This is a genomic window from Rhodococcus sp. UNC23MFCrub1.1, from assembly GCF_000686025.1.
Taxonomy (GTDB): domain Bacteria; phylum Actinomycetota; class Actinomycetes; order Mycobacteriales; family Mycobacteriaceae; genus Rhodococcoides.
Genome location: NZ_JMLQ01000004.1, coordinates 195,771 through 221,734, shown reverse-complemented (window position 1 = coordinate 221,734; position 25,964 = coordinate 195,771). Strand labels below are relative to the sequence as shown.

Below are 25,964 nucleotides of genomic sequence, written 5' to 3'. Positions count from 1 at the left end.
AAGGAAACGGTAACGCTACGTCCGGACGCGGACCTCGGCGCCCGTCGCCGCGAGGACGTCGTCGACCCCCACGCCGGGTGCGGTCTCGATCAGTTCGAGCCCGTCCGCCGTGACGTCGATGACCGCCAGATCGGTGATGATGCGGTGCACGCAGCCGCGACCGGTGAGCGGGAGCGTGCACCTCTCGACGATCTTGGGCTCCCCGCTGCGGGAGACGTGTTCCATCATCACGATGACGCGTCGCGCTCCGTGGACCAGGTCCATCGCGCCGCCCATCCCCTTGACCATGTGGCCGGGGATCATCCAGTTGGCGAGATCACCGCGGCTGTCCACCTGCATCGCGCCGAGGACGGCGACGTCCACGGCGCCGCCGCGGATCATGCCGAAGGACTGTGCCGAGTCGAAGAACGAGGCCCCCGGGAGCACGGTGACGGTCTCCTTGCCGGCATTGATCAGCTCGGGATCGAGTTCGTCCTCGGTGGGGTACGGGCCCACGCCCAGAACTCCGTTCTCCGAGTGCAGGATCACGGTCCTGTCGGGGGGAATGTGGGCCGGGATCAACGTGGGCATACCGATGCCCAGGTTCACGTACTGCCCGTCCTCGAGTTCGGCGGCCACCCGTGCCGCCATCTCGTCCCGTGTGCGGGGAGTCGGGGTCATGACCGCACCGTCCTGCGCTCGATCCCGACCGTCACGGGCCCGACGACGACGACGCGCTGAACGTGGATTCCGGGCGTGTGCACGTCCTCGGGCGTCAGCTCCCCCGGCTCGACCAGATGCTCCACCTGGGCGATGGTGATGCGCCCCGACTCCGCTGCCGGTGGATTGAAGTTGCGGGCGCTGGCCCGGTAGACGAGATTGCCGTACCGATCACCCTTCCAGGCGTGCACCAGTGCGAAGTCGGCGGCGATCCCGCGCTCGAGGACATGGGTGACACCGTCGAACTCGCGCGTCTCCTTCGGGGCCGAGGCGAGAGCGACCCCGCCGGCGCCGTCGTACCGCTGTGGCAGCCCGCCCTCGGCGACCTGGGTCCCCACCCCCGCGGGGGTGAAGAAGGCCGGGACTCCGGCGCCGCCCGCTCGCAGCCGCTCGGCGAGCGTGCCCTGCGGTGTCAGCTCCACTTCGAGTTCACCGCCGAGGTACTGGCGGGCGAACTCCTTGTTCGACCCGACGTACGAGCTGACGGTCCTGCGGATCCGGCCCTGCTCCAACAGGATCCCCAACCCGAAGCCGTCGGTCCCGCAGTTGTTGCTGATGGTCTCGAGATCGGTCGCACCCTGATCGAGCAGCGCAGCGATCAAGAGTTCCGGCACACCGACCAGACCGAATCCGCCCACCGCGATCGACGATCCGCTCGGGATGTCGGCCACCGCCTCGGCGGCCGAGGCCACCACCTTGTTCATCATGACCGTGACCCTAACGCACTGTTCGACAAGTGAACCGAAGTCCGCGATGCGAACACTGTGCTTCAATGAGACACGCGCATCCGAGCCGACGAGGAGTGGACCCCATGACCGAGCCCGCACCGCCGCAGACCCGCGCTGCCGCCGCGGATCACGTGCAGTCCCTCGCCCGCGGACTCGCGGTGATCCGGGCCTTCGACGCGGACCATCCCCGTCGCACGCTGTCCGAGGTCGCCCGAGCCACCGATCTCACCCGCGCCACGGCCCGTCGCTTCCTGCTCACCCTGGTCGAACTCGGGTACGTCCGCACCGACGGCACCACCTTCGCGCCGACTCCGAGGGTCCTCGATCTCGGCTACTCGTACCTCTCGTCGCTCTCGCTCCCCGAGATCGCCGGACCGCATCTCGAGGCATTGACCGCGCGCGTGCACGAGTCCTCGTCGGTGTCCGTCCTGGACGACCTCGACGTCGTCTACGTCGCCCGGGTCCCGGTGAGCCGCATCATGACCGTGTCCATCACCATCGGCACCCGTTTCCCCGCCTACGCCACCTCGATGGGCAGAGTCCTGTGGGCCGGTGTCGACGAGAACGCTCTCGCGGACCTTCTCGCGCGCACCGACCTCCGCGACCTCACGGGACGAACGGTGACGACGGAGTCGAGCCTGCGCGCCGAACTCGATCTCGTTCGGAAACAGGGCTTCTGCATCGTCGATCAGGAACTCGAGATCGGACTCCGCTCGGTCGCCGCGCCGCTGCACGGGCACGGCGGAGCCGTTACCGCCGCGGTCAACATCAGCACGCCCGCGGCGCGCTACTCGCTCGACGAGTTGAGCACCACCGTCGTGCCGGCGCTGCTGAGCACCGCGGCCGCCATCGACGCCGATCTCGCCCGCGTCGCGTCGCGGTCGGACGCAGCCCGCACCTCCTGACCTCTCCCCCCACCCGAACACCGACACACGAGACGAGACCACGCCATGCTCGACGCCGTCATCTGCGCTCCGCTGCGCACCCCCGTGGGCCGCTTCGGCGGGGCCCTGAAGACCGTTCCCGCAGCGGACCTCGCGTCTGCCGTGATCATCGAGATCCTCTCGCGCACCGGGCTGTCCGGCGCCGACATCGACGACGTGATCCTCGGGCAGGGCTCACCGAACGGCGAGGCACCGGCGATCGGACGCGTCGCCGCACTCGATGCGGGGCTCGGCATCGGCGTTCCCGGCCGCCAGGTCGACCGCCGCTGCGGGTCCGGGCTGCAGGCCGTTCTCGACGCCTGCATGCAGGTCTCCACGGGCGTGAGCGACGTCGTGCTCGCGGGAGGCGTGGAGTCGATGAGCTCCACCGAGTTCTACACCGACGGTGTGCGGTGGGGCGTCGGCGCCGACTCCGTGCCCCTCCAGGACAGGCTCGCACGGGCCCGGATCACGGCCGGCGGCACACACTTTCCCGTGCCCGGTGGGATGATCGAGACGGCCGAGAACCTCCGCGAGCAGTACGGTGTGCCCCGCGCCGACCAGGACGCCTTCGCGGTGCAGTCCCACCAGCGCGCCGTCGCGGCGCAACGGAGCGGCGTCTTCGCCGAGGAGATCGTGCCCGTCACAGTGCCTCGGCGCAGGGGCGATCCCGTCGTCGTCATCGACGACGAGCACCCCCGAGCCGACACCACCCTCGAGTCGCTGTCCCGGCTCCGCCCGATCCGCGGAACGATCGATCCGGAATCGACGGTCACCGCCGGCAACGCCAGCGGCCAGAACGACGGCGCCGCGCTCTGCCTCGTCACCACGGCGGACAGGGCCGCAGCGCTGGGGCTGACACCCCTGGTCCGACTCGCCGGATGGGCGGTGGCCGGTGTCGCGCCGGCGACGATGGGCATCGGCCCGGTCCCGGCGACGGCCGCCGTTCTCGGCCGGCTCGGCCTCACCCTAGACGACATGGACGTCGTCGAACTGAACGAGGCGTTCGCCGCCCAGGTGTTGTCGGTGCTGACCGAGTGGTCGATGGACCCCGCCGACCCTCGGCTCAACCCGCACGGCTCGGGCATCTCCCTCGGCCACCCGGTCGGCGCGACCGGCGCACGCATCCTGACCACCCTCGCTCACGAGATGGTGCGACGAGACGTGCGGTACGGCCTCGAGACGATGTGCATCGGCGGCGGCCAGGGACTCGCGGCGGTGTTCGAGCGCGTCTAGGGACGGTCCGCGTGCCCGAGGTCGCGCTCCGGGTCGACCTCGTCTCGAACGAGTTGCTTCAGGACGGTGATCTCGGGAAAACCGCCGCGCTCCTTGCGATCCCACACCACGGACTCCCCCACCACGACGCGGAAGACTCCGCCGGTGCCGGGAATCAGCGCCACCTCGGTGAGGTCGGATCCGAAAGTCTGCAGCAGTTCCTGCGCCATCCATCCGGCTCGCAGGAGCCACTGACACTGGGTGCAGTACGTGATCGCGACGCGCATGGCGGCGACCCTACCCCCGACGTTCCAGAGCCCCGACGTTCCAGAGCCCCGACGCTCCAGAGCCCCGACGCACGAGAACCCCGGCGACCAGCGGTCGTCGGGGCTCTCGATCGAACTGAGGGGGTCAGGCGCTCTTCTCGCGCCGTTCCGGCCGGTCCGGCTTGCGCGGCACGATGGTGGGGAGCACGTTGTCGTTCACGGTCTCCGCCGTCACGACCACCTTCGCCACGTCGTCACGACTGGGGATGTCGAACATGACCGGGTTGAGCACTTCCTCCATGATCGCGCGCAGTCCACGAGCGCCCGTGCCGCGATGGATGGCCTGCTCGGCCATCGCGTCCAGCGCGTCCGGGGTGAACTCCAATTCGACACCGTCCATGTCGAACAGGCGCGTGTACTGCTTCACCAGAGCGTTCTTCGGCTCCGACAGGATGGTCACGAGGGACTCCTTGTCGAGGTGCGTGACCGACGCGACGACCGGCAGGCGACCGATGAACTCGGGAATCAGACCGAACTTGATCAGATCCTCGGGCATGACCTCGGCGAAGTGGTCCTGCGTGTCGATCTCGGCCTTGGAGTGGACCTCGGCGCCGAAGCCGAGGCCGCGCTTGCCGATGCGGTCCGACACGATCTTCTCGAGCCCGGCGAACGCACCGGCGACGATGAAGAGCACGTTGGTCGTGTCGATCTGGATGAACTCCTGGTGCGGGTGCTTGCGTCCACCCTGCGGCGGGACACTGGCCTGCGTGCCCTCGAGGATCTTGAGCAGGGCCTGCTGCACACCCTCGCCGGAGACGTCGCGCGTGATAGACGGGTTCTCGCTCTTGCGAGCGATCTTGTCGACCTCGTCGATGTAGATGATGCCGGTCTCGGCGCGCTTGACGTCGTAGTCCGCGGCCTGGATCAGCTTGAGGAGGATGTTCTCGACGTCCTCACCGACGTACCCGGCCTCGGTCAACGCGGTGGCGTCGGCGATGGCGAACGGGACGTTCAGCATCTTCGCCAGCGTCTGCGCGAGGTACGTCTTGCCGCAGCCGGTGGGGCCGAGCATCAGGATGTTGGACTTGGCCAGTTCCACGGTCTCACCACGGGCGTCACGGGCCTTGTCGCCGGCCTGGATGCGCTTGTAATGGTTGTAGACCGCGACGGCGAGACGACGCTTCGCCGTGTCCTGACCGATGACGTAGTTCTCCAGGAAGTCGCGGATCTCCGCGGGCTTGGGCAACTCGTCGAGCTTGACCTCGCTCGACTCGGCCAGTTCTTCCTCGATGATCTCGTTGCACAGATCGATGCACTCGTCACAGATGTAGACACCTGGTCCGGCAATGAGCTTCTTGACCTGCTTCTGGCTCTTACCGCAGAAAGAGCACTTGAGCAGATCACCACCGTCACCGATGCGTGCCATGAGCGTTAGTCCTCACTAGTGAAAGAGAATCTCTGCGTGCGACCGTACCCGCCTTCGCGGTCGGAGGTCGACTTCTGACGCAACCCGAGCAGGCATGTCGGAGCGGCGTCGCACCCCCTCGGACGTGGGTGAATCGATGCAGTCCGGGGGCTCGGAACCGGCCGGAGCCACCCATCCACGACCCGTCGTCCGGGCGTGTCGGGAGCGGCCTCCGGCCGGCCGGCGTCACTTGCGTGCGGAGAGCTTGCGGTACTCGAAGACGGTGTCGATGATCCCGTAGTCCTTGGCCTCCTCGGCCGTGAGGATCTTGTCGCGATCGGTGTCCTTGCGGATGACGTCGGCGTCCTTGCCGGTGTGGCGACCGAGGGTGGTCTCCATCAGACGACGCATGCGCTCGATCTCCCGAGCCTGGATCTCGAGGTCCGACACCTGGCCCTGCACACCGCCGGTGGACGGCTGGTGGATGAGGACGCGAGCGTTCGGTAGTGCCGCACGCTTGCCGGGGGCACCCGCTGCGAGCAGCACGGCGGCGGCCGACGCGGCCTGACCGAGGCAGACGGTCGCGACATCGGCGCGCACGTACTGCATCGTGTCGTAGATCGCCATCAGCGACGTGAACGAGCCACCGGGCGAGTTGATGTACATCGTGATGTCGCGGTCGGGATCGAGACCCTCGAGCACGAGCAGCTGCGCCATGATGTCGTTCGCCGAGGCGTCGTCGACCTGCACGCCGAGGAAGATGATGCGCTCCTCGAAGAGCTTGTTGTACGGGTTCGACTCCTTGACGCCGTAGCTGGAGTGTTCGACGAAGGACGGGAGGATGTAGCGGGAATCGGGCCCGGCGGGCGAGCTGGAGCCGGGGAGAGAACGGGGATCGAAGAGCTGGGACATCAGTACTCCAAGGGTGTGGGTGAAGAGATCGGACGACCGACAGGAGCGAGCGCGTCGCGCACTGCGCTGTCCGGTCCGATCAGTTGTCGGCTCCGCTGGTGCCGCCGGCCTGCTCGGCGCGTGTGATGACGTGATCGACCATGCCGTACTCGAGGGCCTGCTGCGCCGTGAACCACCGGTCGCGGTCGGAGTCCTCGGTGACCTGCTCGAACGACTGGCCGGTGTGCTGTGCGATCAGTTCGGCCATCTCGCGCTTGGTGAGGGCGAACTGCTCGGCCATGATGGCGATGTCCGCCGCGCTGCCACCGATTCCGGCGGACGGCTGGTGCATCATGATGCGGGCGTGCGGCAGGGCGTAGCGCTTGCCCTTGGTCCCGGCGGTGAGCAGGAACTGGCCCATCGACGCCGCCAGGCCCATCGCGTAGGTCGCGACGTCGCACTCGGCGAAGTTCATCGTGTCGTAGATCGCCATGCCGGCCGAGACGGAACCGCCGGGCGAGTTGATGTAGAGCGCGATGTCGCGAGTGGGGTCCTCTGCCGAGAGCAGCAGGATCTGGGCGCACAGCTTGTTCGCGATGTCGTCGTCGACCTGTGTGCCGAGGAAGATGATGCGCTCACGGAGCAGACGCTCGTAGACGGAGTCGCTGAGGTTGAGTCCGGCGGTCGCGGACGTCATGGCCGGAGCGGTCACGATCGACCCTGCCTGACGGGACGGCCCTGCCTGGTCGGTGTTGGTCGCCGGGTTCGTGGTGGTCACGGTACCTGCCTTCTCGTGCTCGATGTGGTCTCGCCTGAACGAGTTTCTCGCCGTGAGCGCGAACATTCCCTGTGGACGGAACGCTCACGTTCTCTGTCACCGACACTAACGAAGGACGGCGGCCCCGGAGTCCCGGAACCGCCGTCGTTCGCTGTGAGCGTTACTTCTGCTGTTCGCCCGCAGACGAATCGTCCGCAGCCGACTCGTCCGTGGACGACTCGATCTCCGTCGACTCGGTCTCGTCGGTGGCCTCGTCCTCGGGATCTCCGAAGAGCTCCTTGGTGTCGACGCTCGCACCGGCGGTGTCGGTCACGGAGACGCGATCGACGATCGCGGCGAGTGCCTTGCTGCGTCGGATGTCGGCGAACAGTGCGGGCAGCTGGTTGGCCTGCTGCACCTGCTGGATGAACTCCTCCGGTGCGATGCCGTACCGCTGCGCCTGGAAGACGATGTTCTGGGTCAGCTCTTCCTGTCCGACCTGGACCGACTCGGCGTCGGCGATGGTGTCGAGCAACAGCTGGGTGCGCACGGACTTCTCGGCACTCTCACGCGCGTTCGTGTCGAACTCCTCGCGCGAGGAGCCTGCGGCCTCGAGCTGCTGCGCGAGCTTGTCCTCGTCGTGGTCGAGCGGATGGATCGCGTCGTGCAGCGCGGAATCGACCTCGGCCTTGACGAAGGCCTCGGGAACCGGGACCTCGACGGACTCGAGCAGAGCCTCGAGCACCTTGTCGCGGATCTGTCCGGCCTGCTCGACCTTCTTGACGCGGGCCACGCGCTCGCGCAGATCGGCCATCAGTTCGTCGAACGTGTCGAACTGGCTCGCCAGCTGGGCGAACTCGTCGTCGGGCTCGGGCAGCTCGCGCTCCTTCACCGACTTCACCGTGACGGTGACCTGCGCTTCCCGGCCGGCGTGCTCACCGGCGAGCAGCGTCGTCGGGAACTCCTTGGAGTCACCCACGGACAGGCCGACGATCGCGTCGTCGAGACCCTCGATGAGCTGGCCGGAGCCGACCTCGTGGGACAGGCCCTCGGTCGAGGCCTCCGCGACGTCCTCGCCGTCGACCGTGGCCGACAGGTCGATGGAGACGAAGTCGCCGGTCTGCGCAGCGCGCTCGACACCGGTGAGGGTGCCGAAACGCTGACGCAGCGAGAGCAGCTGCTCGTCGACGGCCTCGTCGGTGATCTCGACCGGGTCGACGGTGACGGTGACGCTCGAGAAGTCGGGCAGCGTGATCTCGGGACGCACGTCGACCTCGGCGGTGAAGACGATCTCCTCGCCGTCCTCGAGCTTGGTGATCTCGATGTCCGGCTGGCCGAGGGGCTTCAGCTCGGTCGAGCTGAGCGCGTCGTTGTACTTGGCGGGCAACGCGTCGTTGACCACCTGGTTCAGGACGTTCGCGCGGCCGACGCGTGCCTCGAGAAGCTTCGCGGGCGCCTTGCCGGGCCGGAACCCGGGCAGGCGGATCTGCTGCGCGAGCGTCTTGTAGGCGCGGTCGAAATCAGGCTTCAGCTCCTCGAAGGGCACCTCGACGTTGATACGGACTCGCGTCGGGCTCAGCTGCTCGACAGTGCTCTTCACGAACGTGCTCCTTCATCTGCTCGACTGCAGTGATTCGTTGTCGGACTGTGGTGGTGCGGGGTGGTTCCGGTGGGAAGGTGGATCTGGACCATTCGATCGCGGCGACCGACGTCTGTCGGGATGACAGGATTCGAACCTGCGACCCTCCGCTCCCAAAGCGGATGCGCTACCAAGCTGCGCCACATCCCGTTCCTCGTGCACGCCGTCACCCTCGATCGTGGCGATTCGCACCGGCAAGGCCACAGCGACGTGCGCCGACGATCCTACGGCGGTACCGCGGAGGCGCCGACGGCGGGCCGATTTCTCGATCGCGCGCGACGTTCGGTACAGTTCCTCAACGCAGGCGGCAGGAGCTGGCGATCCCAGCACCGCCGCAGGCATGCGGGCGTAGCTCAATGGTAGAGCCTCAGTCTTCCAAACTGATTACGCGGGTTCGATTCCCGTCGCCCGCTCCACGAACGCGAGAGCCCCCCGATTCACCGAATCGGGGGGCTCTCGTGTGTTCGGGGGTCAGCCGGCGTCGGACAGGACTCCGGCGCCGTCGCGCGCCGAGGTGACCAGCGACACTGCCTCGAAGATGCTTCCGCACACGGTGATCGGCGAGCAGACGCCGAGGAGCTCGAGCGGGCGCCGCACTGCGGGGTCGGTGGCCACCAGCACCATCGGACGGACCGACAGCGAGGACGCCGCGCCGAGGAGAAGGACGGCGCCGGCGCTGCCCAGGAAGGTGACGTCCGACAGGTCGAGAACCACGTCCTCGTGGCCGCGAGCGGCCACGCGTGCCAGGACCTCGCGGAGTTCGGGCGTGGTGCTCATGTCGATCTCGCCGCCGACCGACACCACGGCGACGTCGCCGCGTTCGTATTCGAGGACGGTGAGATCGGCAGCGTCGAAAGAGAAGTGGGTGTCGAGTCCGTGTGCGGTCATTTCTGTGTCTCCCGGTTCGTGTGCGTCGATCTCGTTCCTCGGCGTCTGCCTTAGATTCGCCCGCCAGAGTGACGAGGCTGCGTGCAGAGCATCACGATCCGGTAACGTTCACAGCACATCGAGATAACGCCGTTGCACACTCAACTGCCTGTTCCGGGCATGACATCGCCTCGCGTCGGGAACACTGTGGTCATCTCGGCACCGTCCGTTCGAACCGCTGGAGGCCTGCATGCCCGTGTCCCACCCCGTCGTCGTCGGAGTCGACGGATCGTCCGCAGCGCTCGCGGCCGTGCGATGGGCCACGCGGCTCTGCACCGCTCGCGGCCTGCCCCTCGTGCTGGTCACGGCGGTGTCCGCGCCGGCCTTCGCGGACGTCGACGGCACTGCAGCGAGTGCACTCGACCGCATTCTCGCCGACGGAGTGGACGCGGCGCGGGCCGTGGCGGCCGACGTGTCGGTCTCCACCGAGACCCACCACGGCACCCCCGCCGGAGTACTGGTCGAACGATCGACGGACGCCGCGATGATCGTCGTGGGGACGCGGGGGCTCGGCGAGTTCACCGGAGGACTCTCCGCGTCGGTGAGCACGGCGGTGTCGACACACGCCTCGTGCGCCGTCACCGTGGTGCCTCTGGACACGCCGCCGAACGAGGGCACGGGACACGCCGTCGTCGTCGGCGTCGACGGCACGGACAACAGCGTGCCCGCCGTCCGCTGGGCGTTCGAGATCGCCTCGTCACGCGGGGCATCGCTGATCGCCGTGCACGCGTGGAGCGACATCGACGTTCCCGGCGGCCGCGGTCGGTCTGCCGAGGACGAGGAGGCCGTCCTCGCGGAGACGATGGCCGGGTGGTCGCAGGACTACCCCGACGTCGAGGTGGAGCGCGTGGTGGTCCAGGACCGGCCGGTGCGGGAACTCGTGGCCAGATCGGCCGAGGCGGACCTCGTCGTCGTGGGTCGCCGCGGGCGGGGTGGATTCACCTCGCTCCTGCTGGGATCGACCAGCCGAGCCGTGATGCACTCGGTGGACGTCCCTGTCACCGTCGTGCCGTCGCCCGTCTGATCCTTCCTCGCCCTCGCGAGGGGTGATCGGCCTACTGTTTCAGATGCTGCAGGCACGCGGACTCGGTCCGCCGACGAGAGGACCGGGCGTGGAAGAGATCCCCGCAGGCCTGACGGTCCACTCCCTCTACCAACCCGTCGTCGACCTCTCGACGCGCGCGCTGGTCGGCTACGAGGCCCTCGCCCGCGGCCCCGTCGGCACACCCTGGGAGTCACCCGCTGCACTGTTCGAGTCGGCGCGTGCGCACGGGACCGTCGGTCAGCTGGACTGGATGTGCCGCGTCAGTGCGCTCCGGGGGGCGCTGGAGGCCAATCTGCCGACCGGGTTGCAGTTGTTCGTCAACATGGAACCCAGCGCGATGAACCTCGCGCCTCCCGCGGGGGTGGCCGCTCTGCTCGCCGAGGCGTCGCGACTGTCGGTGGTCGTGGAGATCACCGAACGTGACCTGCTCGCCGACCCCGCATCGCTGCTCGAGGCAGTGGAACGAGTGCGCGACCGACGGTGGCTCGTGGCGGTGGACGACATGGGAGCCGAGACGGCGAGCCTGGCCCTGCTGCCGTTCCTGCGGCCCGACATCATCAAGCTGGACATGACGTTCACCCAGCAGCGGGCGACGGCGGACACCGCGCGGGTGCTCGCGGCGGTCTCGGCGGAGTCCGACCGCACGGGCGCGGTGGTCCTCGCCGAGGGCATCGAGACCGAGGAACACCTCCATCTCGCGCGTGAGATGGGCGCTGCTCTCGGCCAGGGCTGGCTCTTCGGCACGCCCGCTCCGCTGCCGCGCCGTGAGCCACACGCCGGCCCGACCGCCGCCGACCTGCCGTCGGACTCCCCCTTCGCCGTCGGGCTCACCCACCGCATGCCGTCCGCGCCGACGCCCTTCGCACTCGCCGCGGCCACCGGTGGCATCCGCCGCGGGCGTCTGTCCCTGCTCTCCACGATCATCGACCAGTTCGCGCTCCACGCGGCGGCCACCGGACCGTCGACCATCGTGCTGGCCACGGTTCCGCACTCGTTCGAGGTGTCCGCCGAGCAGATGCATCAGGCCGCGCACCTCGCCGCGTCTGGGACGCTCGTCGCCCTGTTCGGACGAGGCGGCGCCGCGACCACACCGCCGGTGCCCGGCCTGCACACCATGAGGCTGCCCGCCGCGGACCCGCTGTTGCGGGAACTGTCGGTGATCGTCGTGAGCCCGCACTTCACCGCCGCCGTCATCGGAGCCGAAACGGACGGCGACGGATCGACCGAGTCGGACCCGGTGTTCGACTACCGCCTGACGTACGACCGCGAACTGGTGCTCGACGCGGCCACCCTGTTGCTCCGCCGCACCACGCCCGTACCGACCGAACCCGGATCGGGTCCGCTGCCCGTCTTCGGACCCCAGCGACCGCCGCGCATGTTCGGACACGGTCGAAACGGGTAGTCGGACGAGGTGACCGCGATGCTGAACGACACCCCGACCACCTCGACCCCGCCGACCGCAGCCGCGCTGCCGACGGCGCGTGGGCCGCTGTCCTCCGCCGTCCTGTCCACACTCGTGCAGTCCCCGTCGGACGCGGGCAGCGTCGTCGCCCCCCTCACGGACGCCGATCCCTACGGCGACGACCTTCATCTCGCGTTGTACCTCTGCTACGAACTGCACTACCGCGGGCTCCCCGGTGTGGACGACGCCTGGGAGTGGAATCCCGACCTCCTGCGTCTGCGTGCCGAGATGGAGAGCGCATTCCTCGCCGACGTCCGTGCGCACGTGACGGTGGGCGGCTCGGCGGCCGACGAGATGGACCTGTTGTCGACGGAGCACGTCGACGGGTCCGGCCCGTCCTTCCACCTCCGCGACACCGGCACCGCCGAGCAGATGCGGGAGTACCTCGCGCACCGGTCGCTGTACCACCTCAAGGAGGCCGACCCCCACGCGTGGACGATCCCGCGGCTGCAGGGTCAGGCCAAGGCCTCCTACGTCGCCGTCGAGTTCGACGAATTCGGCGGCGGGCGCGGAAGCCGGATGCACCAGAACCTCTTTCGCGACCTCCTGGCAGCGGCGGGACTCGACGCGACCTACCTCGGTTACCTCGACCGGGTGGGTGCACCGACCCTCGCACCGGTCAACCTGATGTCGATGTTCGGTCTGCACCGATCGCTGCGGGGTGCCGCCGTCGGACACCTCGCCGCGACCGAGATCACCTCCTCACCCGGATCGCAGCGGCTGGTGAAAGCGTTGCAGCGGTTGGAGTTCCCGGCCGAGTGTGTCGCGTTCTACGCCGAGCACGTCGAGGCGGACGCGGTGCACGAGCAGGTCATGCGACACGACGTGGTGGGCGACCTCGTCGCGCGCGAACCGGAACTCGAGGCGGACGTCGTCTTCGGGATGCGCGCCATCGACCATGTCGAGAACGTCCTGGCGGACCATCTCATGGACGCGTGGAGCAACGGCCGGGAGTCGCTGCGCCCCGCGTCGTGATCCGCGACCGGAACCGGACTCTCCGTACACTGGGACCATGGAACCTCTGCTCCTGATCATCGTCGTCGTGGCTCTGGTCGTCGGCGTCGTCGTCGTGTCCCAGCGCAGGTCCGGCCGACGGAGTCTCGAGTCGCTCGACGACGCCAAGGCCGACGCGCGTCAGGCCATCGAGCGCCTCGGCGGCCAGGTGTACAACCTGGTGGGCTCGGACACTGCCTCCAAGCAGGCTCTGGCCGACGCGTCCGAGCGCTACACGGCCGCGGGCTCACAGATCGATCAGGCGCAGTCCCCCACCCAGGCGCGTCTGGCCAAACAGACTGCGCTGGAAGGGCTCTACTACATCCGCGCTGCCCGGCTGGCGATGGGCATGGACCCCGGCCCCGAGGTCCCCACCATCGACGGACAGAAGTCCGCGGGCGAGGTCACCGAGGAACGCACCGTCGACTACGAGGGTCGGGCCGTGACCGCGAGCCCCGGACCGTCCGAGAAGACGCCGAACTACTACCCCGGCGGACGCGTGGCGGGTCGCCCCGTCCCTGCGGGCTGGTACTCCGAGCCGTGGTGGAAGCCCGCCCTCGTGGCCGGCGCGTGGGGCATGGGATCCATGTTCCTGTTCTCCGCGATGTTCTCCGGGATGGCCGGCGTGGGCTACGGGGCGGACAACTTCGCCAGCGGTGAGGGCGACGGGACCGACATGAGCGACGGCGGCGACATGGGCGGCGACACGGGTGACGGTGGCGGCGACATGGGCGGCGATGCCGGGGGCGACTTCGGTGGTGGCGACTTCGGCGGTGGTGGCGACTTCGGCGGTGGTGGCGACTTCGGGGGCGGCGGCGACTTCGGAGGTTTCTGACCTCCACGGGCGCCGGTCCGCACACCCCCGGTGCCGTGCACCCCGTCCAGTCAGCGGAACCGGGTGCGCGCCCCCGGAACGTGTGCGGACGGATCAGCGCTCGACCGACCTCACGTCGCCTGACACGTCGGGCACCAGAAGAGGTTGCGGCCCTTCATGTCCGCGGTGAGAATCGTCGTGCCGCAGATCAGGCACGGCTGGCCGTTCCGCTTGTAGACGTAGGAACGCGGGCGTCCCGGTCCTCGCGACCCGGTGCCCGAGTCGTGTTCCTTGTCCAGCGTGATGATGCGCCCGCGTCGCACGCCCACCTTCATCAACTCGACGAGATCCGTCCACATCTCGTCCCACTCCTCGTGGTCGAGGTGCTTGCCGGTGCGGAACGGGCTCACGCGGTGCCGGAACAGCAGCTCGGCTCGGTAGACGTTGCCGATGCCGGCGATGACGTCCTGCTCCATCAGCAACGCGCCGACCGCCATGGCCGACTTGTGGATCCGGTGGAAGGCCTTCTCCGGGTCGGACTCCTTGCGCAGCGGATCGGGACCCAGGCGCGCCACCAGCGCGTCGACCTGAGTGTCGTCGAAGATCTCGCAGCGGGTGGGGCCGCGCAGGTCGGTGCCGTACTCCTCCCCCACCATGCGCATCCGCACCTGGCCGACGGGCTCCTTCATGGGAACGGACTGCTCGCCGAACTTTCCGTACAGCCCCAGGTGGACGTGGACGATCGCCCCGTTGTCGTACCGGTGGAGCAGATGCTTGCCCCAGGCGTCGGCGCGCTTCAGGACATGCCCGGAGACCCACTCGGCGCCGTCGACGAAACGTCCCTGCGGACTGGACACCTCGATGACCTGGCCGCCGAAACGCTTCTGGTGCAGTCGCGCCAGACGATGGAGAGTGTGCCCCTCGGGCATGGGTGGTACCTGACTACTCGGGCTGTGGTGCGGACCCTCTTATTCGGAGCCGCCGTCGGCCGAGGGTGCACCGGGAACGGCCGGCGCGTCGCCGGTGCGCTCGTACTCGGACAGGATGTCGATGCGGCGCTGGTGGCGCTCCTCGCCCGACCACGGGGTCTCGAGGAACGCGTCCACGATCGCGAGCGCCTCGGGCAGCGTGTGCATGCGGCCGCCGATGCCGATCAGCTGCGCCTTGTTGTGCTGACGCGCGAGCTGGGCCGTCTCGACGCTCCAGGCGAGAGCACACCGCGCGCCGGGGACCTTGTTGGCCGCGATCTGCTCACCGTTGCCGGAGCCACCGAGCACCAGTCCGAGGCTCTCCGGGTCAGCGACCGTGCGGCGAGCCGCCTCGATGCAGAACGCCGGGTAGTCGTCCACCGCGTCATACGTGAACGCACCGCAGTCGATCGGCTCGTGTCCCGATTCCCGCAGGTGGTCGATGATCTGATTCTTGAACTCGAAGCCGGCGTGATCGGCACCCAGGTATACGCGCATGGCTAGAGTTTGACAGGTGCCCCCCTCCGCCCCGACGCCACCGTGCGGGTGGGGCCCCGTCGCCGGGGTGGACGGCGCCGCGGGCCGGTGGGTGGTGGCTCGCCTCCACGAGGGACGAGTGTCGTTGACCCTGGTCGACACCGTCGCGGCCGTCCTGGACACCACCCGGGACTGCGCGGCCGTCGGGGTCGACATGCCGCTGACCGTTCCCGACGCCGGAGTGCGGGCGAGCGAACTCCAGGTTCGGACGTTCCTGGGCCCGGCGCGATCGTCGCTCTTCCCCACGCCGGTACGCGACGCGGTGTGGGCGGCCTCCTGGGAGGACGCCTGCGTGATCGCCCGCGCCCGCACGGGCAAGGCCATCAGCAAGCAGTCCTGGTACCTCACCGACCACATCCGGGCCTGGGACGCGGCCGACCCCGACATCGCGCGGGTGATCGAGGTGCACCCGGAATCGTCGTTCCGGGCACTCGCCCCCGCCACCCGCTTCACGTCGAAGAAACGAGCCCGCGGCATCGCGCAACGGCTGCAAGCACTCTCGGTGGTGGTGGACGTGCCGGCGCTGCTGGAGGCCACGAGTGCGATCGAGGACGGGCCCGCGATGGACGACGTACTCGACGCGGTGGCGGCCGCCTGGTCCGCGCGTCGCTGGCTCGGCGGCGAGGCACTGGAGTTCGGGGACGGCACTCGCGATCGCCGCGGCCGTCCCGACCTCATCGTGGTCTGACGCACCCCGCCGGAATCACCGACGGGGTGCGCGGTCGACTCAGTCGAACTGCGGGTCCTCGTTGCGAGAACGCTTGAGCTCGAAGAAGTGCGGGTACGACGCGAAGATCACCGACGCGTCCCACAGCTTGCCGGCCTCCTCGCCGCGCGGGATCCTCGACAGCACGGGACCGAAGAAGGCGACACCGTTGACGTGGATGGTCGGCGTGCCGACGTCCTTGCCCACCTTGTCCATTCCCGCGTGGTGGCTCTTGCGCAGCGCGTCGTCGAACTCACTGCTCGCGGCCGCCTCGGCCAACGAGGCCGGGAGGTCCAGTGCAGCGAGCGACTTCTGGATCACGTCCGGGAAGTCCTTGTTGCCCTCGTTGTGGATTCGCGTCCCCATCTCGGTGTAGAGCGGCGCGAGGATCTCGTCGCCCTTCTCCTGCGCGGCCGCGATCGCGACGCGGACGGGACCCCACGCCTTCTTCATCATGTCCTGGTACTCGTCGGGAAGATCGCGTCCCTCGTTGAGGACCGCCAGGCTCATGACGTGGAAGTTCGTCTCGATGTCGCGAACCTTCGCCACCTCGAGAATCCAGCGCGAGGTGATCCAGCACCACGGGCAGAGCGGGTCGAACCAGAAATCTGCCACGTCCTTGCTATCGCTCACGTCGGTCCTTTCGTCGTCGGGTAGTGCTCGGTGTTCGGCTGGTCTGCGGAGCGTCCCGCACAGTGGGCCGGTGACACGAACTCTGCACACCTGTTCTACCCGCCCGCGGCGACCGGCGTCATGATGGGATGGACACAGCCGCGACCGCAGTTCGGCGGTGGCAGAAGAAATCGACAGAAAGGGTGCACGTGGTTGCCCCCAATTTGACCAGGGACCAGGCAGAGGAACGGTCCTCGCTGCTCACGGTCACGCACTACTCCATCACTCTCGACCTGACGGACGGAGCCGGTGGCCCGGGCGAGAAGACCTTCTCCTCGACCACCACCGTCACCTTCGACGCGACCGCCGGAGCCTCCAGTGTCGTCGACATCGTCGCCGCCTCGGTGAGCTCCGCGACGCTCAACGGAACCGACGTCGACGTCTCCTCCTACGACGAGTCGACGGGCATCGCGCTCACCGACCTCGCGGAGCACAACGAGCTCACCGTGGTCGCGGAGTGCGTCTACTCCCATACCGGTGAGGGCCTGCACCGCTTCGTCGATCCGTCGGACGGCTCCGTCTACCTGTACAGCCAGTTCGAGACCGCGGACGCCAAGCGCATGTTCGCGTGTTTCGATCAGCCGGATCTCAAAGCGACCTTCGACGTGACGGTGACGGCACCGAGGGACTGGGCCGTCATCTCCAACGCGGCTGCCGCGGAGACCTCCGAGGCGTCCGGTGCCACGACGCACGTGTTCGAGACGACTCCCGTGATGAGCACCTACCTCGTCGCGCTCATCGCCGGCCCGTACGCGCAGTGGACCGATTCCTACTCGGACGACCACGGCACCATTCCGCTCGGAATCTACTGCCGCGCATCGCTGTCGGAGTACATGGACGCCGATCGCCTCTTCACCGAGACCAAGCAGGGCTTCGAGTTCTACCACCGTAACTTCGGTGTCCCGTACGCCTTCGGCAAGTACGACCAGCTGTTCGTGCCCGAGTTCAACGCGGGCGCCATGGAGAACGCCGGCGCGGTGACCTTCCTGGAGGACTACGTCTTCCGGTCCAAGGTGACGCGCTACTCCTACGAGCGCCGCGCCGAGACCGTGCTGCACGAGATGGCCCACATGTGGTTCGGCGATCTCGTGACCATGCGGTGGTGGGACGACCTGTGGCTCAACGAGTCCTTCGCCACGTTCGCGTCGGTGCTCTGCCAGTCGGAGGCCACCGAGTACACCAGCGCGTGGACCACGTTCGCGAACGTCGAGAAGAGCTGGGCCTACCGCCAGGACCAGTTGCCGTCGACGCACCCCATCGCCGCGGACATTCCCGATCTCGCCGCAGTCGAGGTCAACTTCGACGGCATCACCTATGCCAAGGGCGCCAGCGTCCTCAAGCAGCTCGTCGCCTACGTCGGGCTCGAGGACTTCCTCGCGGGCCTGCGCAGCTACTTCCGCGACCACGCCTTCGGCAACGCGACCTTCTCGGATCTGCTGTCGGCTCTCGAGGCCTCGTCCGGTCGCGACCTGTCGGACTGGGGTGATCAGTGGCTGCGCACCACCGGCCTGAACACCCTGACACCGGAATTCGAGATCGACGACGACGGCAACTACTCGTCCTTCTCCGTCGTGCAGGGGGCCGCGGCACCCGGCAAGGGTGAGCGCCGCGTGCACCGCATCGCCGTCGGCATCTACGACGGTGACGACTCCGGCGCGCTCACTCGCACCCAGCGGGTCGAGCTCGACGTCGAGCCGCAGGAGCGCACCGAGGTTCCCGCGCTGGTGGGCACGCCCGCCGGTCGGTTGGTGCTCGTCAACGACGACGACCTGACGTACTGCTCGCTGCAGCTGGATCCAACCTCGCTCGAGACGCTCATCGCGCGCATCGGCGACATCACCGAGTCGCTTCCTCGCACCCTGGCGTGGTCGGCGGCGTGGGAGATGACCCGGCAGGCCGATCTGAAGGCACGCGACTTCGTCGCACTGGTGCAGCGCGGCATCACCTCCGAGACCGAGGTCGGAGTCGTGCAGCGGCTCCTGCTGCAGGCGCAGACCGCGCTCGGCAGCTACGCCGAGCCGGGGTGGGCGCAGTCCACGGGATGGCCCGAGTTCGCCGACCGCCTCCTCGAGCTGGCGCGCGCGGCCGACGGTGGGTCGGATCATCAGCTGGCCTACGTCAACGCGCTGGCCTCGTCCGTGCTGGCCGAGCGCCACACGACAGTGATGCAGGCGCTGCTCGACGGAGACGTGGACGGCCAGGATCTGGGCGGCCTCACCGTCGACACCGATCTGCGCTGGCGGTTCGTCACCGCTCTGGCTCGCAGCGGCGCGATCGACGCGGGGTCCGACACACCCGTGATCGACGCCGAGGCCGAGAAGGACAACACCGCGGCCGGTGCCCGCAACGCGGCGGCGGCACGAGCTGCCCGCCCGCAGGCCTCGGTCAAGGAGGAGGCGTGGACCACGGTCATCGACAACGACTCCCTACCCAACATCACCGCACGTGCCATCATCGGCGCGTTTCCCGGTGCGGGCCAGGGAGAGTTGTTGGAGCCGTTCGTCTCCCGCTACTTCGACGCCATCTCCGATGTCTGGGCACGTCGTTCCAGCGAGGTCGCGCAGACCGTCGTCGTCGGTCTGTACCCGACCTGGTCCATCAGTGAGCAGTCGGTGGCGGCGGCGGACGAGTTCCTCGCGGGCGACCACCCGCCGGCCCTCGCGCGCCTCGTCGTCGAGGGTCGCGCGTCCGTGGTGCGGTCGCTCGCCGCTCGAGCGGCGGACGGTGCCTGACCGCACCTGACTCGCGCACGGACAAGGGCCCATCATCCTCGCGGATGATGGGCCCTTGTCTCTGTGCCGGGGTGGCGCCGTGTCAGGCGGACGGGCCGGTGATCGCCGCGCTCATGACGCGCACGGCGGCGACGAGGCCGTCGATCAGGTCGCCGTCACGGAAGGATCCCGTGGCCGCGGTGATACCGAGCTGCGCGATGCGGTCGTCGACGAGATGGGCGACGCCTCGACCGGAACGAACCTCGATGGCGTGCTGGTTCGGTGAGACCGCGATGAGCACCGAGTACTCGGCCTCGGGCGTTCCCGCGAGAGCGGCGTCCGCACCCGCGGCGGTGTCGGAGCCGAGGTCACCGACCAGCACGTTGAAGCGGATGCCCGTACGGCGGGTGGCCTCGATGAGCGACTCGTCGAGCTGGATCAGCTCGTCGGTCGCGAACGGGGACAGGTCGGGGTTGACGGTGCCCACCTGGTGCACACCGGAGACTCGACCGCTCGCGGTCACCACATGGCCGACGGGAAGGTTCTCCTCGTCGATCCGACGGGTCGAGAGTTCACCACTTGCCACTTGCCCGGCCTCCTACCAGCGAAGCCGAACCCGCGGTGAGTTCGGCGTGTGTCGAATGCGCAGCGTGCTGCGAGTACGGCGTCACCTCGTCCGTGGCCGACCACAGCACCGGGGCGTGGTCCCACTGCTGCCCGAGTCGGTAGGGGGCGGGACGCGGCGCGGGATCGGTCGACGTGATCTTCGCGAACACGAAGAGCGCGAGGAACAGTGCCAACGGAATCAGTCCGAAGATCAGCGCGGTTTCGAGGATGCTCACGCCCATCACCTTAGTGGACGGGTGTCAGGCCGCGCCCTCACCCAGGTACGGCAGCCAGGTGGGATCGAGTTCCTTGATGCTCGCGAGCAGTCGCCAGTGCGGACCCTTCGGCGGGACCAGCGCGGCGCGCAGGGTCCACCCCAGCTCGCTGAGCATCTTGTCCGCCTTGCGGTGATTGCAGGAAGCGCAGCACGCGACGCAGTTCTCCCAGGAGTGACCGCCGCCGCGACTGCGCGGCACCACGTGGTCGATGGTCTCGGCCTTGGAACCGCAGTACGCGCACCGGAAACGGTCCCGATGCATCAGAGCCGCCCGCGTCATCGGGATGCGCGCCCGGTAGGGCACCCGCACGTACGAGCGGAGGCGGATGACCGACGGCACCTGCAGAGCGATGTCCGCCGAGTGAACGACGGGACCGTCGTCGTCGTCGTGCACCACGACGGCCTTCTCGCAGACCAGCAGGACGACGGCACGCCGCATGGGCAGCGCGGTGAGTGGTTCGAACGTGGCGTTCAGGAGGAGTACGCGCCGCTTCACCCAGGCGGGGACGGCGTCCTCGTGATCGAGGTGCCCGTCGACGTCGGCCGGATCGGAGTGATCGGTGACGGCGTGCAACGACGCGCCGCCGAAGACGACAGGGTGTTCGGACTGGGGTCGCGCCCCCGACGCGCCGCCCTGCACGGCGTCGGTGGGCGACAGTTGTCGATGCCCGGCCCGAACCTTCGCGACAGTCCCGCTCTTCTTCATGCCACCTCCAGTGACCACTGCGCGCGGCGCGACTACCACTGGTTTGCGACAGCCACCGCCCGCACGTGAAGACCAACCACAGTGCATCACGAATCGGTGCCGTTCGCACGCTCATTCGAGGTCCGGCCGACGGCCACGCGGTGAACTCCGGGTGTCCCCCCGCACGGGTGGCGGGGTGGGTGCCGAGACGGGTGGTGACAGGTGGCGTGCGCCGAGGAGATCCGTAGACTTTTCGGGTGTATTCCTTCGACCCGAACGACGTCCTCGCCCTCTCGCTCTCCGACACCGGTCGCGACTGGCTGATCCAACGCCCGCTCCAGGTTCTGGGGTACGCCCTGCTCGCCGTGGTTCTGCGTTACATCCTGCACCGCATGATCGACCGGTTCACCAGCCGCTCACCCGGCGCGGGTCGCAGCGCTGCGGGTAAACCGCCCCTGCTGAGGCCGCTGCGCGAACGTGCCCCCGCCGGCGTCACCACCACCATCCTGAACGAGCGCCGCAACCAGCGCGCCCGCACCATCGGTTCGGTGCTCAAGTCGGCGGTCTCCGTCGGCATCCTGGTCTGGTTCGTGCTCTCCGCGCTCTCCATCGTCGGTGTGAACGTCGCCCCCTTCATCGCGTCCGCAGGCATCGTGGGTGTCGCGCTCGGTTTCGGCGCGCAGAACCTCGTCCGCGACTTCCTCTCCGGCATCTTCATGCTGCTCGAGGACCAGTACGGAGTCGGCGACATCGTCGATCTCGGCGAGGCATCGGGCACGGTCGAGACCGTGGGCCTGCGGGTCACCACGGTCCGCGACATCTCCGGGACGCTCTGGTACGTCCGCAACGGCGAGGTGCTGCGTGTCGGCAACATGAGCCAGGGTCACGCCGTCGCGGTGTTGGACCTCCCCGTCAGTCATTCCGCCGACATCGACGTCGCGTGCGAGGTGGCCGAGCGCACGGCGCGCGAGTCCATCGAGCGTGGCGAGTTCCAGGAGGACATTCTCGAGGCCCCGCAGATGCTCGGCGTCGACGCCGTCACGTCGGACACGGTGACGCTGCGCCTGACCATCAAGGTCCGACCCGGCCGGCAGTGGGCCGTGCAGCGCCAGTTGCATCGTCAGATCCTGGACGCCTTCGACGAGTCCGGCATCGCGGCGCCCTACCCCAACGGGCGGCCCTTCGGACCCGCCCCGAGTATGAGCACGTGATCGTGGAGAACAATGGAGCCATGACCGAGCCGGCACAGACCTTCTACGACGCGGTCGGCGGTGCGGAGACGTTTCGCACCCTGACCGCGCGCTTCTACGCCGAGGTCGAGCGGGACGAGATTCTGCGGCGGCTGTACCCGGAGGAGGACCTGGGCCCGGCGGAGTCCCGGATGCGCATGTTCCTCGAGCAGTACTGGGGTGGTCCGCGTACCTACTCGGACGAGCGCGGCCACCCGCGTCTGCGGATGCGGCACTCGCCGTTCGTCATCGGGCCGTTCGAGCGCGACGCCTGGCTGCGCGCGATGCACACGGCCCTGGCGTCGATCGACTCGGACACGATGGACGATGTGCATCGACAGCAGTTCGTCGACTACATCGAGATGGCGGCGAACTCGATGGTGAACTCGCCGTTGTAGTGCTGCGCGCTCAGCCGAGGGCGCCGGGGCGACCCTTGCCCCGCAGCTTGCGGGCGACACGCATCGCGAACCACAGGGGACGCGGGATGTGCGGGCGCAGGATGGCGTGCTTGCGCACGTAGTGCGGCACGTGCCACTCGGCCCAGGTGCCGGCGTAGAACAGAGCGGCATCCCCGGCGCGGAGCACGCGGGGCTCGTTGCCCGCGGACTGGACGACGACCTCGCCCTCGATCACGTGGATGGTCTCGTCCTGCTCGAAGTACCAGTTGAAGGTGCCGGCGGTGCAGTCCCAGACCCACGACGACGTGGTGGTGTCCGGGCTGCAGGACCACTGACCGCTGCGCGCGACGGGAGCACCCTCGAGGATCCACGAAGGATCGATCGGAGCCGGCAGGAGCTCGACGGAGTCGAGACTCACGGCTTCGAAAACAGGAGTCGTCATGGAGGTTCCTTTACCGTCGCTTGAAGTTCCGCCTGAAAATACCCCACCAAACAAACTTTGGGTAGTTTTCACGCCGATCGTTCCGATTTTCTTGACCTCCCCATGGCATGAACAGCGGACGCGTGGTGATTCTCGTGGGAGCCGGGCAGGCCGGAGGGGTCGTGGTGACGGGCGCACCGCCCCTCGCGGCTCGGCCTTTGGCACTATTGCGCCTGTGAGCACTCCGATCGACGCGTCTGCCGGCCCGTCCCCCGCCGACGGCCCGTCCGCCCCGGCCCCCTGGTGGTCCGACGCCGTCTTCTACCAGATCTACCCCCGCTCGTTCGCGGACTCCGACGGCGACGGGATCGGTGATCTGGGTGGCATCCGGGACAAGCTCGGATACCTGGAACTGCTCGGCGTCGATGCACTCTGGCTCAGCCCGGTGATGCGGTCGCCGATGGTCGACCACGGATACGACGTGTCCGATCCCCGCGACATCGATCCGCTGTTCGGATCTCTCGAGACGATGGACGCCGTGGTGACGGAGGCGCACGCGCGGGGCATGAAGGTCACGATGGACCTGGTGCCGAACCACACGAGCGATCAGCACGAATGGTTCCAGGCCGCTCTGGCCGCGGCGCCCGGGAGCCCGGAGCGGGCCCGCTACGTGTTCCGGGACGGCAAGGGCGACGGCTCCGAGCCGCCGAACAACTGGCCCAGCATCTTCGGCGGTCCCGCGTGGCACCGCGTCACCGAGGCGGACGGCACACCCGGTCAGTGGTACCTCCACATCTTCGCGCCCGAGCAGCCGGATCTGAACTGGACCGAACCCGAGGTGCTCGCCGACCTGGAGGCGACGATCCGGTTCTGGCTCGACCGCGGTGTCGACGGGTTCCGCATCGACGTGGCCCACGGCATGGCCAAGCCGGCGGATCTCCCGGACATGGATCTGTCCGTGAACGAGCTGATGCGCAACGAGGACGGAGACCCCCGTTTCGACGACGACGGGGTGCACGAGATCCACCGCGCCATCCGCCGGGTCGTGGACGAGTACGACGGCGCGATGACGGTCGGCGAGGTGTGGGTCCAGGACAACGAACGCTTCAGTCGCTACATCCGTCCCGACGAGCTCACCCTGGGCTTCAACTTCCGGCTGGCCGAGTCCGCGTTCGACGCCTCGGCCATCAGGGACGCCGTCGACAACTCGCTCGACGCGGTCGACCGTGTCGGCGGCACGCCGACGTGGACCCTGTCCAACCACGACGTCGACCGCGAGGTCACCCGGTACGGCGGAGGTGAGCAGGGTCTGCAGCGCGCACGCGCGATGGCCCTGGTCCTGCTGGCGCTCCCCGGTGTCGTGTTCGTCTACAACGGCTCCGAGCTCGGGCTGCCCAACGCGGACCTCCCCGACTCCGCTCTGCAGGATCCCGCCTGGTTCCGATCCGGCGGCCAGGAACGCGGACGAGACGCGTGCCGCGTCCCGCTGCCGTGGGAGGGCACCGAGCCGCCGTTCGGATTCTCGACGGCGCGGGAGACCTGGTTGCCGATTCCCGCCGAGTGGGCCCCGCTGACCGTGGAGAGCCAACTCGAGGACGTGGAGTCCATGCTGAGCCTCTATCGGACGGCGTTGAGCCTGCGGGCCGCGCGGCCGGAGTTCAGCGAGCCCGGAGTCGAGTGGTACGGGAGCCCTCCCGGGTGTCTGGCGTTCCGGCGCCGCGGCGGCGTCATCTGCGCTCTGAACACCACGTCCGAGCCCATCACCCTGCCGCCGGGAGCGCTGCTGCTCGCCAGCGCACCGCTGCAGGACGGGCTGCTTCCGGCCGACGCGGCGGCCTGGCTCGTCTGAGCGAGTCGCGGTGCGGGTCGGTCAGGACACCATGAGCGGGATCGTGGCGCCCCGGCTGCGGAACACCGATCCGTAGCGGGCGTCGAGCCGGATCCAGGACCGAGCGATTCGCACCCGGACGCGCGCGTCGTCCGCACTCCGCGACGAGTCGGACACCGTGGGCACGAACTTCATGGCGTTGAGCGCGAAGATCATGCGCATCGACACGGGCACCGCCTCGCCGTCGGCCTCGACGGTCACCACGCCCTGATCGAGCAGCGACACGGGCGGGCCGTGATCGGTTCCGTGTTCGCGGGCCAGGGCGACACCACGCTCGGCCAGCTCCACGAACACCGGACCGGGGACGTCGTCCACATGGGTCCACCCAACGTCCGGCGGCACCGGACCGCGCCAGGCGGAGTCCATGCCGAAGCCGGGATCGAACGGTGCAGGTCCGGCGGATCGCATCGCCGAGAGGAGCCCGTCCGCGGCCACGGTGACGTCCGACGGCAGCACCCGGGCGCGGATCACGCGGGCGGCGAGGACGTCGAATCCGGTCTCGATCCACGCGACCACGTGACTGTCACCGCGGCGCCGGAGGCGCACCACCGCGCCCGGGTCGAGCCGCGCGGCGTGGGTCAGGAAGGTCGACAGATCGTCCCGGTCCCGCGAGTCCGGGACGGTCACCGACCGCTCGGCCAGCGCACCCGTCACGGCCGCTGCCAGCGCTGCAGGTACTCACGCTCGTCGCCGGACAGCCGGCGCAGGCGCTGGGTGTCGATGTCGAAGGCTGCGATCTGCGTCGACGCCACGATGGCCGGCGGAGTACTCATCGGTGCGCCGTGCGGGCGCACCTCGTATCCCGCCGTGAAGTCGACGGCCCGCAACTGCTCCACCCACATGAACACGTCGAGAGGCGTGTCCTCGTGGCGCAACTGGCCGCGGTAGCGCACGTGCAGGTCGGCGATCACCGCACTGTTCCGCAGGGTCGCGGTGGGGACACCGTCGGCCATGAGCCACGGGATGCGGGCCTCCTCCAGCAGCGTCACCATGCGTGCGTGGTTGATGTGCTGGTACACGTCCATGTCCGACCAGCGCACCTCGACGGGGCAGTGGAAGCCGATGAGCTCGTCGTCTGTCACTCCCCCAACCTATCCGGCCC

28 protein-coding genes and 2 tRNA genes are annotated in these 25,964 nt (G+C 68.7%); 12 read left to right on the top strand and 18 right to left on the bottom strand.

Going from position 1 to position 25,964, the window contains the following annotated elements; translation table 11 throughout:
• Nucleotides 1–15: 15 nt before the first annotated feature.
• Both BR07_RS0112005 and BR07_RS0112000 read right to left on the bottom strand, forming a co-directional pair.
• Nucleotides 16–660 carry a CoA transferase subunit B gene (locus tag BR07_RS0112005; protein WP_027505659.1) on the bottom strand — a complete coding sequence of 215 codons (645 nt, stop codon included), beginning with the start codon at nt 658–660 and terminating at the stop codon, nt 16–18.
• The gene (locus tag BR07_RS0112000) at nt 657–1,403 is read right to left on the bottom strand and encodes a CoA transferase subunit A (RefSeq protein WP_037185784.1); all 747 of its coding nucleotides are present in this window, start codon (nt 1,401–1,403) and stop codon (nt 657–659) included. Before BR07_RS0112000 ends, BR07_RS0112005 begins: the two co-directional genes overlap by 4 nt.
• Before the next feature lie 107 nt (nt 1,404–1,510).
• Between BR07_RS0112000 and BR07_RS0111995 the strand changes: the two genes are divergently transcribed.
• Nucleotides 1,511–2,332 carry an IclR family transcriptional regulator domain-containing protein gene (locus BR07_RS0111995; RefSeq protein ID WP_027505657.1) on the top strand — a complete coding sequence of 274 codons (822 nt, stop codon included), beginning with the start codon at nt 1,511–1,513 and terminating at the stop codon, nt 2,330–2,332.
• Nucleotides 2,333–2,377: 45 nt separating this feature from the next.
• Nucleotides 2,378–3,586, top strand: coding sequence for an acetyl-CoA C-acetyltransferase (locus BR07_RS0111990; protein ID WP_027505656.1), 1,209 nt, complete (start codon nt 2,378–2,380; stop codon nt 3,584–3,586).
• On the opposite strand, the gene BR07_RS0111985 is transcribed toward BR07_RS0111990, so the two are convergent.
• The 6 genes from BR07_RS0111985 to BR07_RS0111960 form a co-directional block, all read right to left on the bottom strand.
• Nucleotides 3,583–3,852 (bottom strand): SelT/SelW/SelH family protein, encoded by a 270-nt coding sequence (locus tag BR07_RS0111985; protein ID WP_027505655.1) that lies wholly within the window; start codon nt 3,850–3,852, stop codon nt 3,583–3,585. The two genes, BR07_RS0111990 and BR07_RS0111985, sit on opposite strands and share 4 nt — an antisense overlap.
• A 124-nt stretch (nt 3,853–3,976) precedes the next feature.
• A complete protein-coding gene (gene clpX, locus BR07_RS0111980) occupies nt 3,977–5,257 on the bottom strand; it encodes an ATP-dependent Clp protease ATP-binding subunit ClpX (RefSeq protein WP_027505654.1) in 1,281 nt (426 codons plus the stop codon).
• Nucleotides 5,258–5,482: 225 nt separating this feature from the next.
• Nucleotides 5,483–6,148, bottom strand: a complete 666-nt coding sequence (locus BR07_RS0111975; RefSeq protein ID WP_027505653.1) for an ATP-dependent Clp protease proteolytic subunit — start codon at nt 6,146–6,148, stop codon at nt 5,483–5,485.
• Between the two features lie 79 nt (nt 6,149–6,227).
• Nucleotides 6,228–6,824 (bottom strand): ATP-dependent Clp protease proteolytic subunit, encoded by a 597-nt coding sequence (locus tag BR07_RS0111970; RefSeq protein WP_051613384.1) that lies wholly within the window; start codon nt 6,822–6,824, stop codon nt 6,228–6,230.
• Nucleotides 6,825–7,065: 241 nt separating this feature from the next.
• Complete coding sequence (tig, locus tag BR07_RS0111965; protein ID WP_027505651.1) at nt 7,066–8,484, bottom strand: trigger factor; 1,419 nt, start codon at nt 8,482–8,484, stop codon at nt 7,066–7,068.
• A 115-nt stretch (nt 8,485–8,599) separates the two neighbouring features.
• A tRNA-Pro gene (locus BR07_RS0111960) sits at nt 8,600–8,673 on the bottom strand.
• 192 nt (nt 8,674–8,865) lie between these two features.
• Here BR07_RS0111960 and BR07_RS0111955 point away from each other — a divergent pair.
• Nucleotides 8,866–8,939: transfer RNA gene (locus tag BR07_RS0111955), tRNA-Gly, on the top strand.
• Nucleotides 8,940–8,994: 55 nt separating this feature from the next.
• Here BR07_RS0111955 and BR07_RS24310 read toward each other — a convergent pair.
• Entirely contained in the window at nt 8,995–9,411 is a 417-nt protein-coding gene (locus BR07_RS24310; RefSeq protein ID WP_051613329.1) for an STAS domain-containing protein, read from the bottom strand.
• A gap of 229 nt (nt 9,412–9,640) precedes the next feature.
• Here BR07_RS24310 and BR07_RS0111945 point away from each other — a divergent pair, with 229 nt between their 5' ends.
• The 4 genes from BR07_RS0111945 to BR07_RS27360 all read left to right on the top strand — a co-directional run bounded on the left by BR07_RS0111945 (nt 9,641) and on the right by BR07_RS27360 (nt 13,785).
• Nucleotides 9,641–10,474, top strand: coding sequence for a universal stress protein (locus tag BR07_RS0111945; protein ID WP_027505650.1), 834 nt, complete (start codon nt 9,641–9,643; stop codon nt 10,472–10,474).
• An 88-nt stretch (nt 10,475–10,562) separates the two neighbouring features.
• A complete protein-coding gene (locus tag BR07_RS24305) occupies nt 10,563–11,897 on the top strand; it encodes an EAL domain-containing protein (protein ID WP_197027782.1) in 1,335 nt (444 codons plus the stop codon).
• An 18-nt stretch (nt 11,898–11,915) separates the two neighbouring features.
• Complete coding sequence (locus BR07_RS0111935; RefSeq protein WP_051613383.1) at nt 11,916–12,932, top strand: iron-containing redox enzyme family protein; 1,017 nt, start codon at nt 11,916–11,918, stop codon at nt 12,930–12,932.
• Between the two features lie 37 nt (nt 12,933–12,969).
• Nucleotides 12,970–13,785 carry a hypothetical protein gene (locus BR07_RS27360; RefSeq protein ID WP_027505648.1) on the top strand — a complete coding sequence of 272 codons (816 nt, stop codon included), beginning with the start codon at nt 12,970–12,972 and terminating at the stop codon, nt 13,783–13,785.
• Between the two features lie 110 nt (nt 13,786–13,895).
• Here BR07_RS27360 and BR07_RS0111925 read toward each other — a convergent pair whose 3' ends face one another.
• Together BR07_RS0111925 and BR07_RS0111920 are read right to left on the bottom strand one after the other, a co-directional pair.
• Nucleotides 13,896–14,693, bottom strand: a complete 798-nt coding sequence (locus tag BR07_RS0111925; protein ID WP_027505647.1) for an Fpg/Nei family DNA glycosylase — start codon at nt 14,691–14,693, stop codon at nt 13,896–13,898.
• A 39-nt stretch (nt 14,694–14,732) separates the two neighbouring features.
• Nucleotides 14,733–15,230 (bottom strand): ribose-5-phosphate isomerase, encoded by a 498-nt coding sequence (locus tag BR07_RS0111920; RefSeq protein ID WP_027505646.1) that lies wholly within the window; start codon nt 15,228–15,230, stop codon nt 14,733–14,735.
• Nucleotides 15,231–15,246: 16 nt separating this feature from the next.
• Between BR07_RS0111920 and BR07_RS0111915 the strand changes: the two genes are divergently transcribed.
• A complete protein-coding gene (locus tag BR07_RS0111915; RefSeq protein WP_231476312.1) occupies nt 15,247–15,957 on the top strand; it encodes a DUF429 domain-containing protein in 711 nt (236 codons plus the stop codon).
• A 39-nt stretch (nt 15,958–15,996) separates the two neighbouring features.
• On the opposite strand, the gene BR07_RS0111910 is transcribed toward BR07_RS0111915, so the two are convergent.
• Entirely contained in the window at nt 15,997–16,608 is a 612-nt protein-coding gene (locus BR07_RS0111910; RefSeq protein ID WP_027505644.1) for a DsbA family protein, read from the bottom strand.
• Nucleotides 16,609–16,796: 188 nt separating this feature from the next.
• Here BR07_RS0111910 and pepN point away from each other — a divergent pair, with 188 nt between their 5' ends.
• On the top strand, nt 16,797–19,379 hold the full coding sequence (pepN, locus tag BR07_RS0111905) for an aminopeptidase N (protein ID WP_027505643.1): 2,583 nt from the start codon (nt 16,797–16,799) through the stop codon (nt 19,377–19,379).
• 82 nt (nt 19,380–19,461) lie between these two features.
• Here the strand turns inward: pepN and BR07_RS0111900 are convergent, their stop codons facing one another.
• Genes BR07_RS0111900 through BR07_RS0111890 form a run of 3 tightly spaced genes read right to left on the bottom strand, consistent with a single transcriptional unit; the run spans nt 19,462 to nt 20,947 of the window.
• Nucleotides 19,462–19,944, bottom strand: coding sequence for a DUF5130 family protein (locus BR07_RS0111900; protein WP_027505642.1), 483 nt, complete (start codon nt 19,942–19,944; stop codon nt 19,462–19,464).
• On the bottom strand, nt 19,931–20,206 hold the full coding sequence (gene ctaJ, locus BR07_RS0111895; protein ID WP_261769336.1) for an aa3-type cytochrome oxidase subunit CtaJ: 276 nt from the start codon (nt 20,204–20,206) through the stop codon (nt 19,931–19,933). The genes BR07_RS0111900 and ctaJ overlap by 14 nt, the downstream gene beginning before the upstream one ends.
• An 18-nt stretch (nt 20,207–20,224) precedes the next feature.
• Nucleotides 20,225–20,947, bottom strand: a complete 723-nt coding sequence (locus BR07_RS0111890) for an HNH endonuclease (protein WP_231476311.1) — start codon at nt 20,945–20,947, stop codon at nt 20,225–20,227.
• 236 nt (nt 20,948–21,183) lie between these two features.
• Here BR07_RS0111890 and BR07_RS0111885 point away from each other — a divergent pair, with 236 nt between their 5' ends.
• Nucleotides 21,184–22,137 carry a mechanosensitive ion channel family protein gene (locus BR07_RS0111885; protein WP_027505639.1) on the top strand — a complete coding sequence of 318 codons (954 nt, stop codon included), beginning with the start codon at nt 21,184–21,186 and terminating at the stop codon, nt 22,135–22,137.
• A 20-nt stretch (nt 22,138–22,157) separates the two neighbouring features.
• Nucleotides 22,158–22,553 (top strand): globin, encoded by a 396-nt coding sequence (locus BR07_RS0111880; RefSeq protein WP_037185780.1) that lies wholly within the window; start codon nt 22,158–22,160, stop codon nt 22,551–22,553.
• A gap of 10 nt (nt 22,554–22,563) precedes the next feature.
• On the opposite strand, the gene BR07_RS0111875 is transcribed toward BR07_RS0111880, so the two are convergent.
• Nucleotides 22,564–22,995, bottom strand: a complete 432-nt coding sequence (locus BR07_RS0111875; RefSeq protein ID WP_027505637.1) for a cupin domain-containing protein — start codon at nt 22,993–22,995, stop codon at nt 22,564–22,566.
• Between the two features lie 214 nt (nt 22,996–23,209).
• Between BR07_RS0111875 and BR07_RS0111870 the strand changes: the two genes are divergently transcribed.
• On the top strand, nt 23,210–24,823 hold the full coding sequence (locus tag BR07_RS0111870; RefSeq protein ID WP_027505636.1) for a glycoside hydrolase family 13 protein: 1,614 nt from the start codon (nt 23,210–23,212) through the stop codon (nt 24,821–24,823).
• A 21-nt stretch (nt 24,824–24,844) separates the two neighbouring features.
• Here the strand turns inward: BR07_RS0111870 and BR07_RS0111865 are convergent, their stop codons facing one another.
• Complete coding sequence (locus tag BR07_RS0111865) at nt 24,845–25,516, bottom strand: hypothetical protein (protein WP_442970320.1); 672 nt, start codon at nt 25,514–25,516, stop codon at nt 24,845–24,847.
• Complete coding sequence (locus BR07_RS0111860; RefSeq protein ID WP_027505634.1) at nt 25,513–25,944, bottom strand: acyl-CoA thioesterase; 432 nt, start codon at nt 25,942–25,944, stop codon at nt 25,513–25,515. The genes BR07_RS0111865 and BR07_RS0111860 overlap by 4 nt, the downstream gene beginning before the upstream one ends.
• Between the last annotated feature and the right edge of the window lie 20 nt (nt 25,945–25,964).

What these genes read in the sequence shown, in the direction of transcription:
- ctaJ (WP_261769336.1), bottom strand. Translation starts at nt 20,206, where the DNA reads ATGGGCGTGAGCATCCTCGAAACCGCGCTGATCTTCGGACTGATTCCG.
- BR07_RS0111920 (WP_027505646.1), bottom strand. Translation starts at nt 15,230, where the DNA reads ATGCGCGTATACCTGGGTGCCGATCACGCCGGCTTCGAGTTCAAGAAT.
- BR07_RS0111995 (WP_027505657.1), top strand. Translation starts at nt 1,511, where the DNA reads ATGACCGAGCCCGCACCGCCGCAGACCCGCGCTGCCGCCGCGGATCAC.
- clpX (WP_027505654.1), bottom strand. Translation starts at nt 5,257, where the DNA reads ATGGCACGCATCGGTGACGGTGGTGATCTGCTCAAGTGCTCTTTCTGC.
- BR07_RS0111975 (WP_027505653.1), bottom strand. Translation starts at nt 6,148, where the DNA reads ATGTCCCAGCTCTTCGATCCCCGTTCTCTCCCCGGCTCCAGCTCGCCC.
- BR07_RS0111970 (WP_051613384.1), bottom strand. Translation starts at nt 6,824, where the DNA reads ATGACGTCCGCGACCGCCGGACTCAACCTCAGCGACTCCGTCTACGAG.
- BR07_RS0111875 (WP_027505637.1), bottom strand. Translation starts at nt 22,995, where the DNA reads ATGACGACTCCTGTTTTCGAAGCCGTGAGTCTCGACTCCGTCGAGCTC.
- BR07_RS0111945 (WP_027505650.1), top strand. Translation starts at nt 9,641, where the DNA reads ATGCCCGTGTCCCACCCCGTCGTCGTCGGAGTCGACGGATCGTCCGCA.
- BR07_RS0111880 (WP_037185780.1), top strand. Translation starts at nt 22,158, where the DNA reads ATGACCGAGCCGGCACAGACCTTCTACGACGCGGTCGGCGGTGCGGAG.
- BR07_RS24310 (WP_051613329.1), bottom strand. Translation starts at nt 9,411, where the DNA reads ATGACCGCACACGGACTCGACACCCACTTCTCTTTCGACGCTGCCGAT.
- BR07_RS0112000 (WP_037185784.1), bottom strand. Translation starts at nt 1,403, where the DNA reads ATGAACAAGGTGGTGGCCTCGGCCGCCGAGGCGGTGGCCGACATCCCG.
- BR07_RS0112005 (WP_027505659.1), bottom strand. Translation starts at nt 660, where the DNA reads ATGACCCCGACTCCCCGCACACGGGACGAGATGGCGGCACGGGTGGCC.
- BR07_RS0111935 (WP_051613383.1), top strand. Translation starts at nt 11,916, where the DNA reads ATGCTGAACGACACCCCGACCACCTCGACCCCGCCGACCGCAGCCGCG.
- BR07_RS0111990 (WP_027505656.1), top strand. Translation starts at nt 2,378, where the DNA reads ATGCTCGACGCCGTCATCTGCGCTCCGCTGCGCACCCCCGTGGGCCGC.
- BR07_RS0111985 (WP_027505655.1), bottom strand. Translation starts at nt 3,852, where the DNA reads ATGCGCGTCGCGATCACGTACTGCACCCAGTGTCAGTGGCTCCTGCGA.
- BR07_RS0111925 (WP_027505647.1), bottom strand. Translation starts at nt 14,693, where the DNA reads ATGCCCGAGGGGCACACTCTCCATCGTCTGGCGCGACTGCACCAGAAG.
- BR07_RS0111890 (WP_231476311.1), bottom strand. Translation starts at nt 20,947, where the DNA reads ATGAAGAAGAGCGGGACTGTCGCGAAGGTTCGGGCCGGGCATCGACAA.
- BR07_RS27360 (WP_027505648.1), top strand. Translation starts at nt 12,970, where the DNA reads ATGGAACCTCTGCTCCTGATCATCGTCGTCGTGGCTCTGGTCGTCGGC.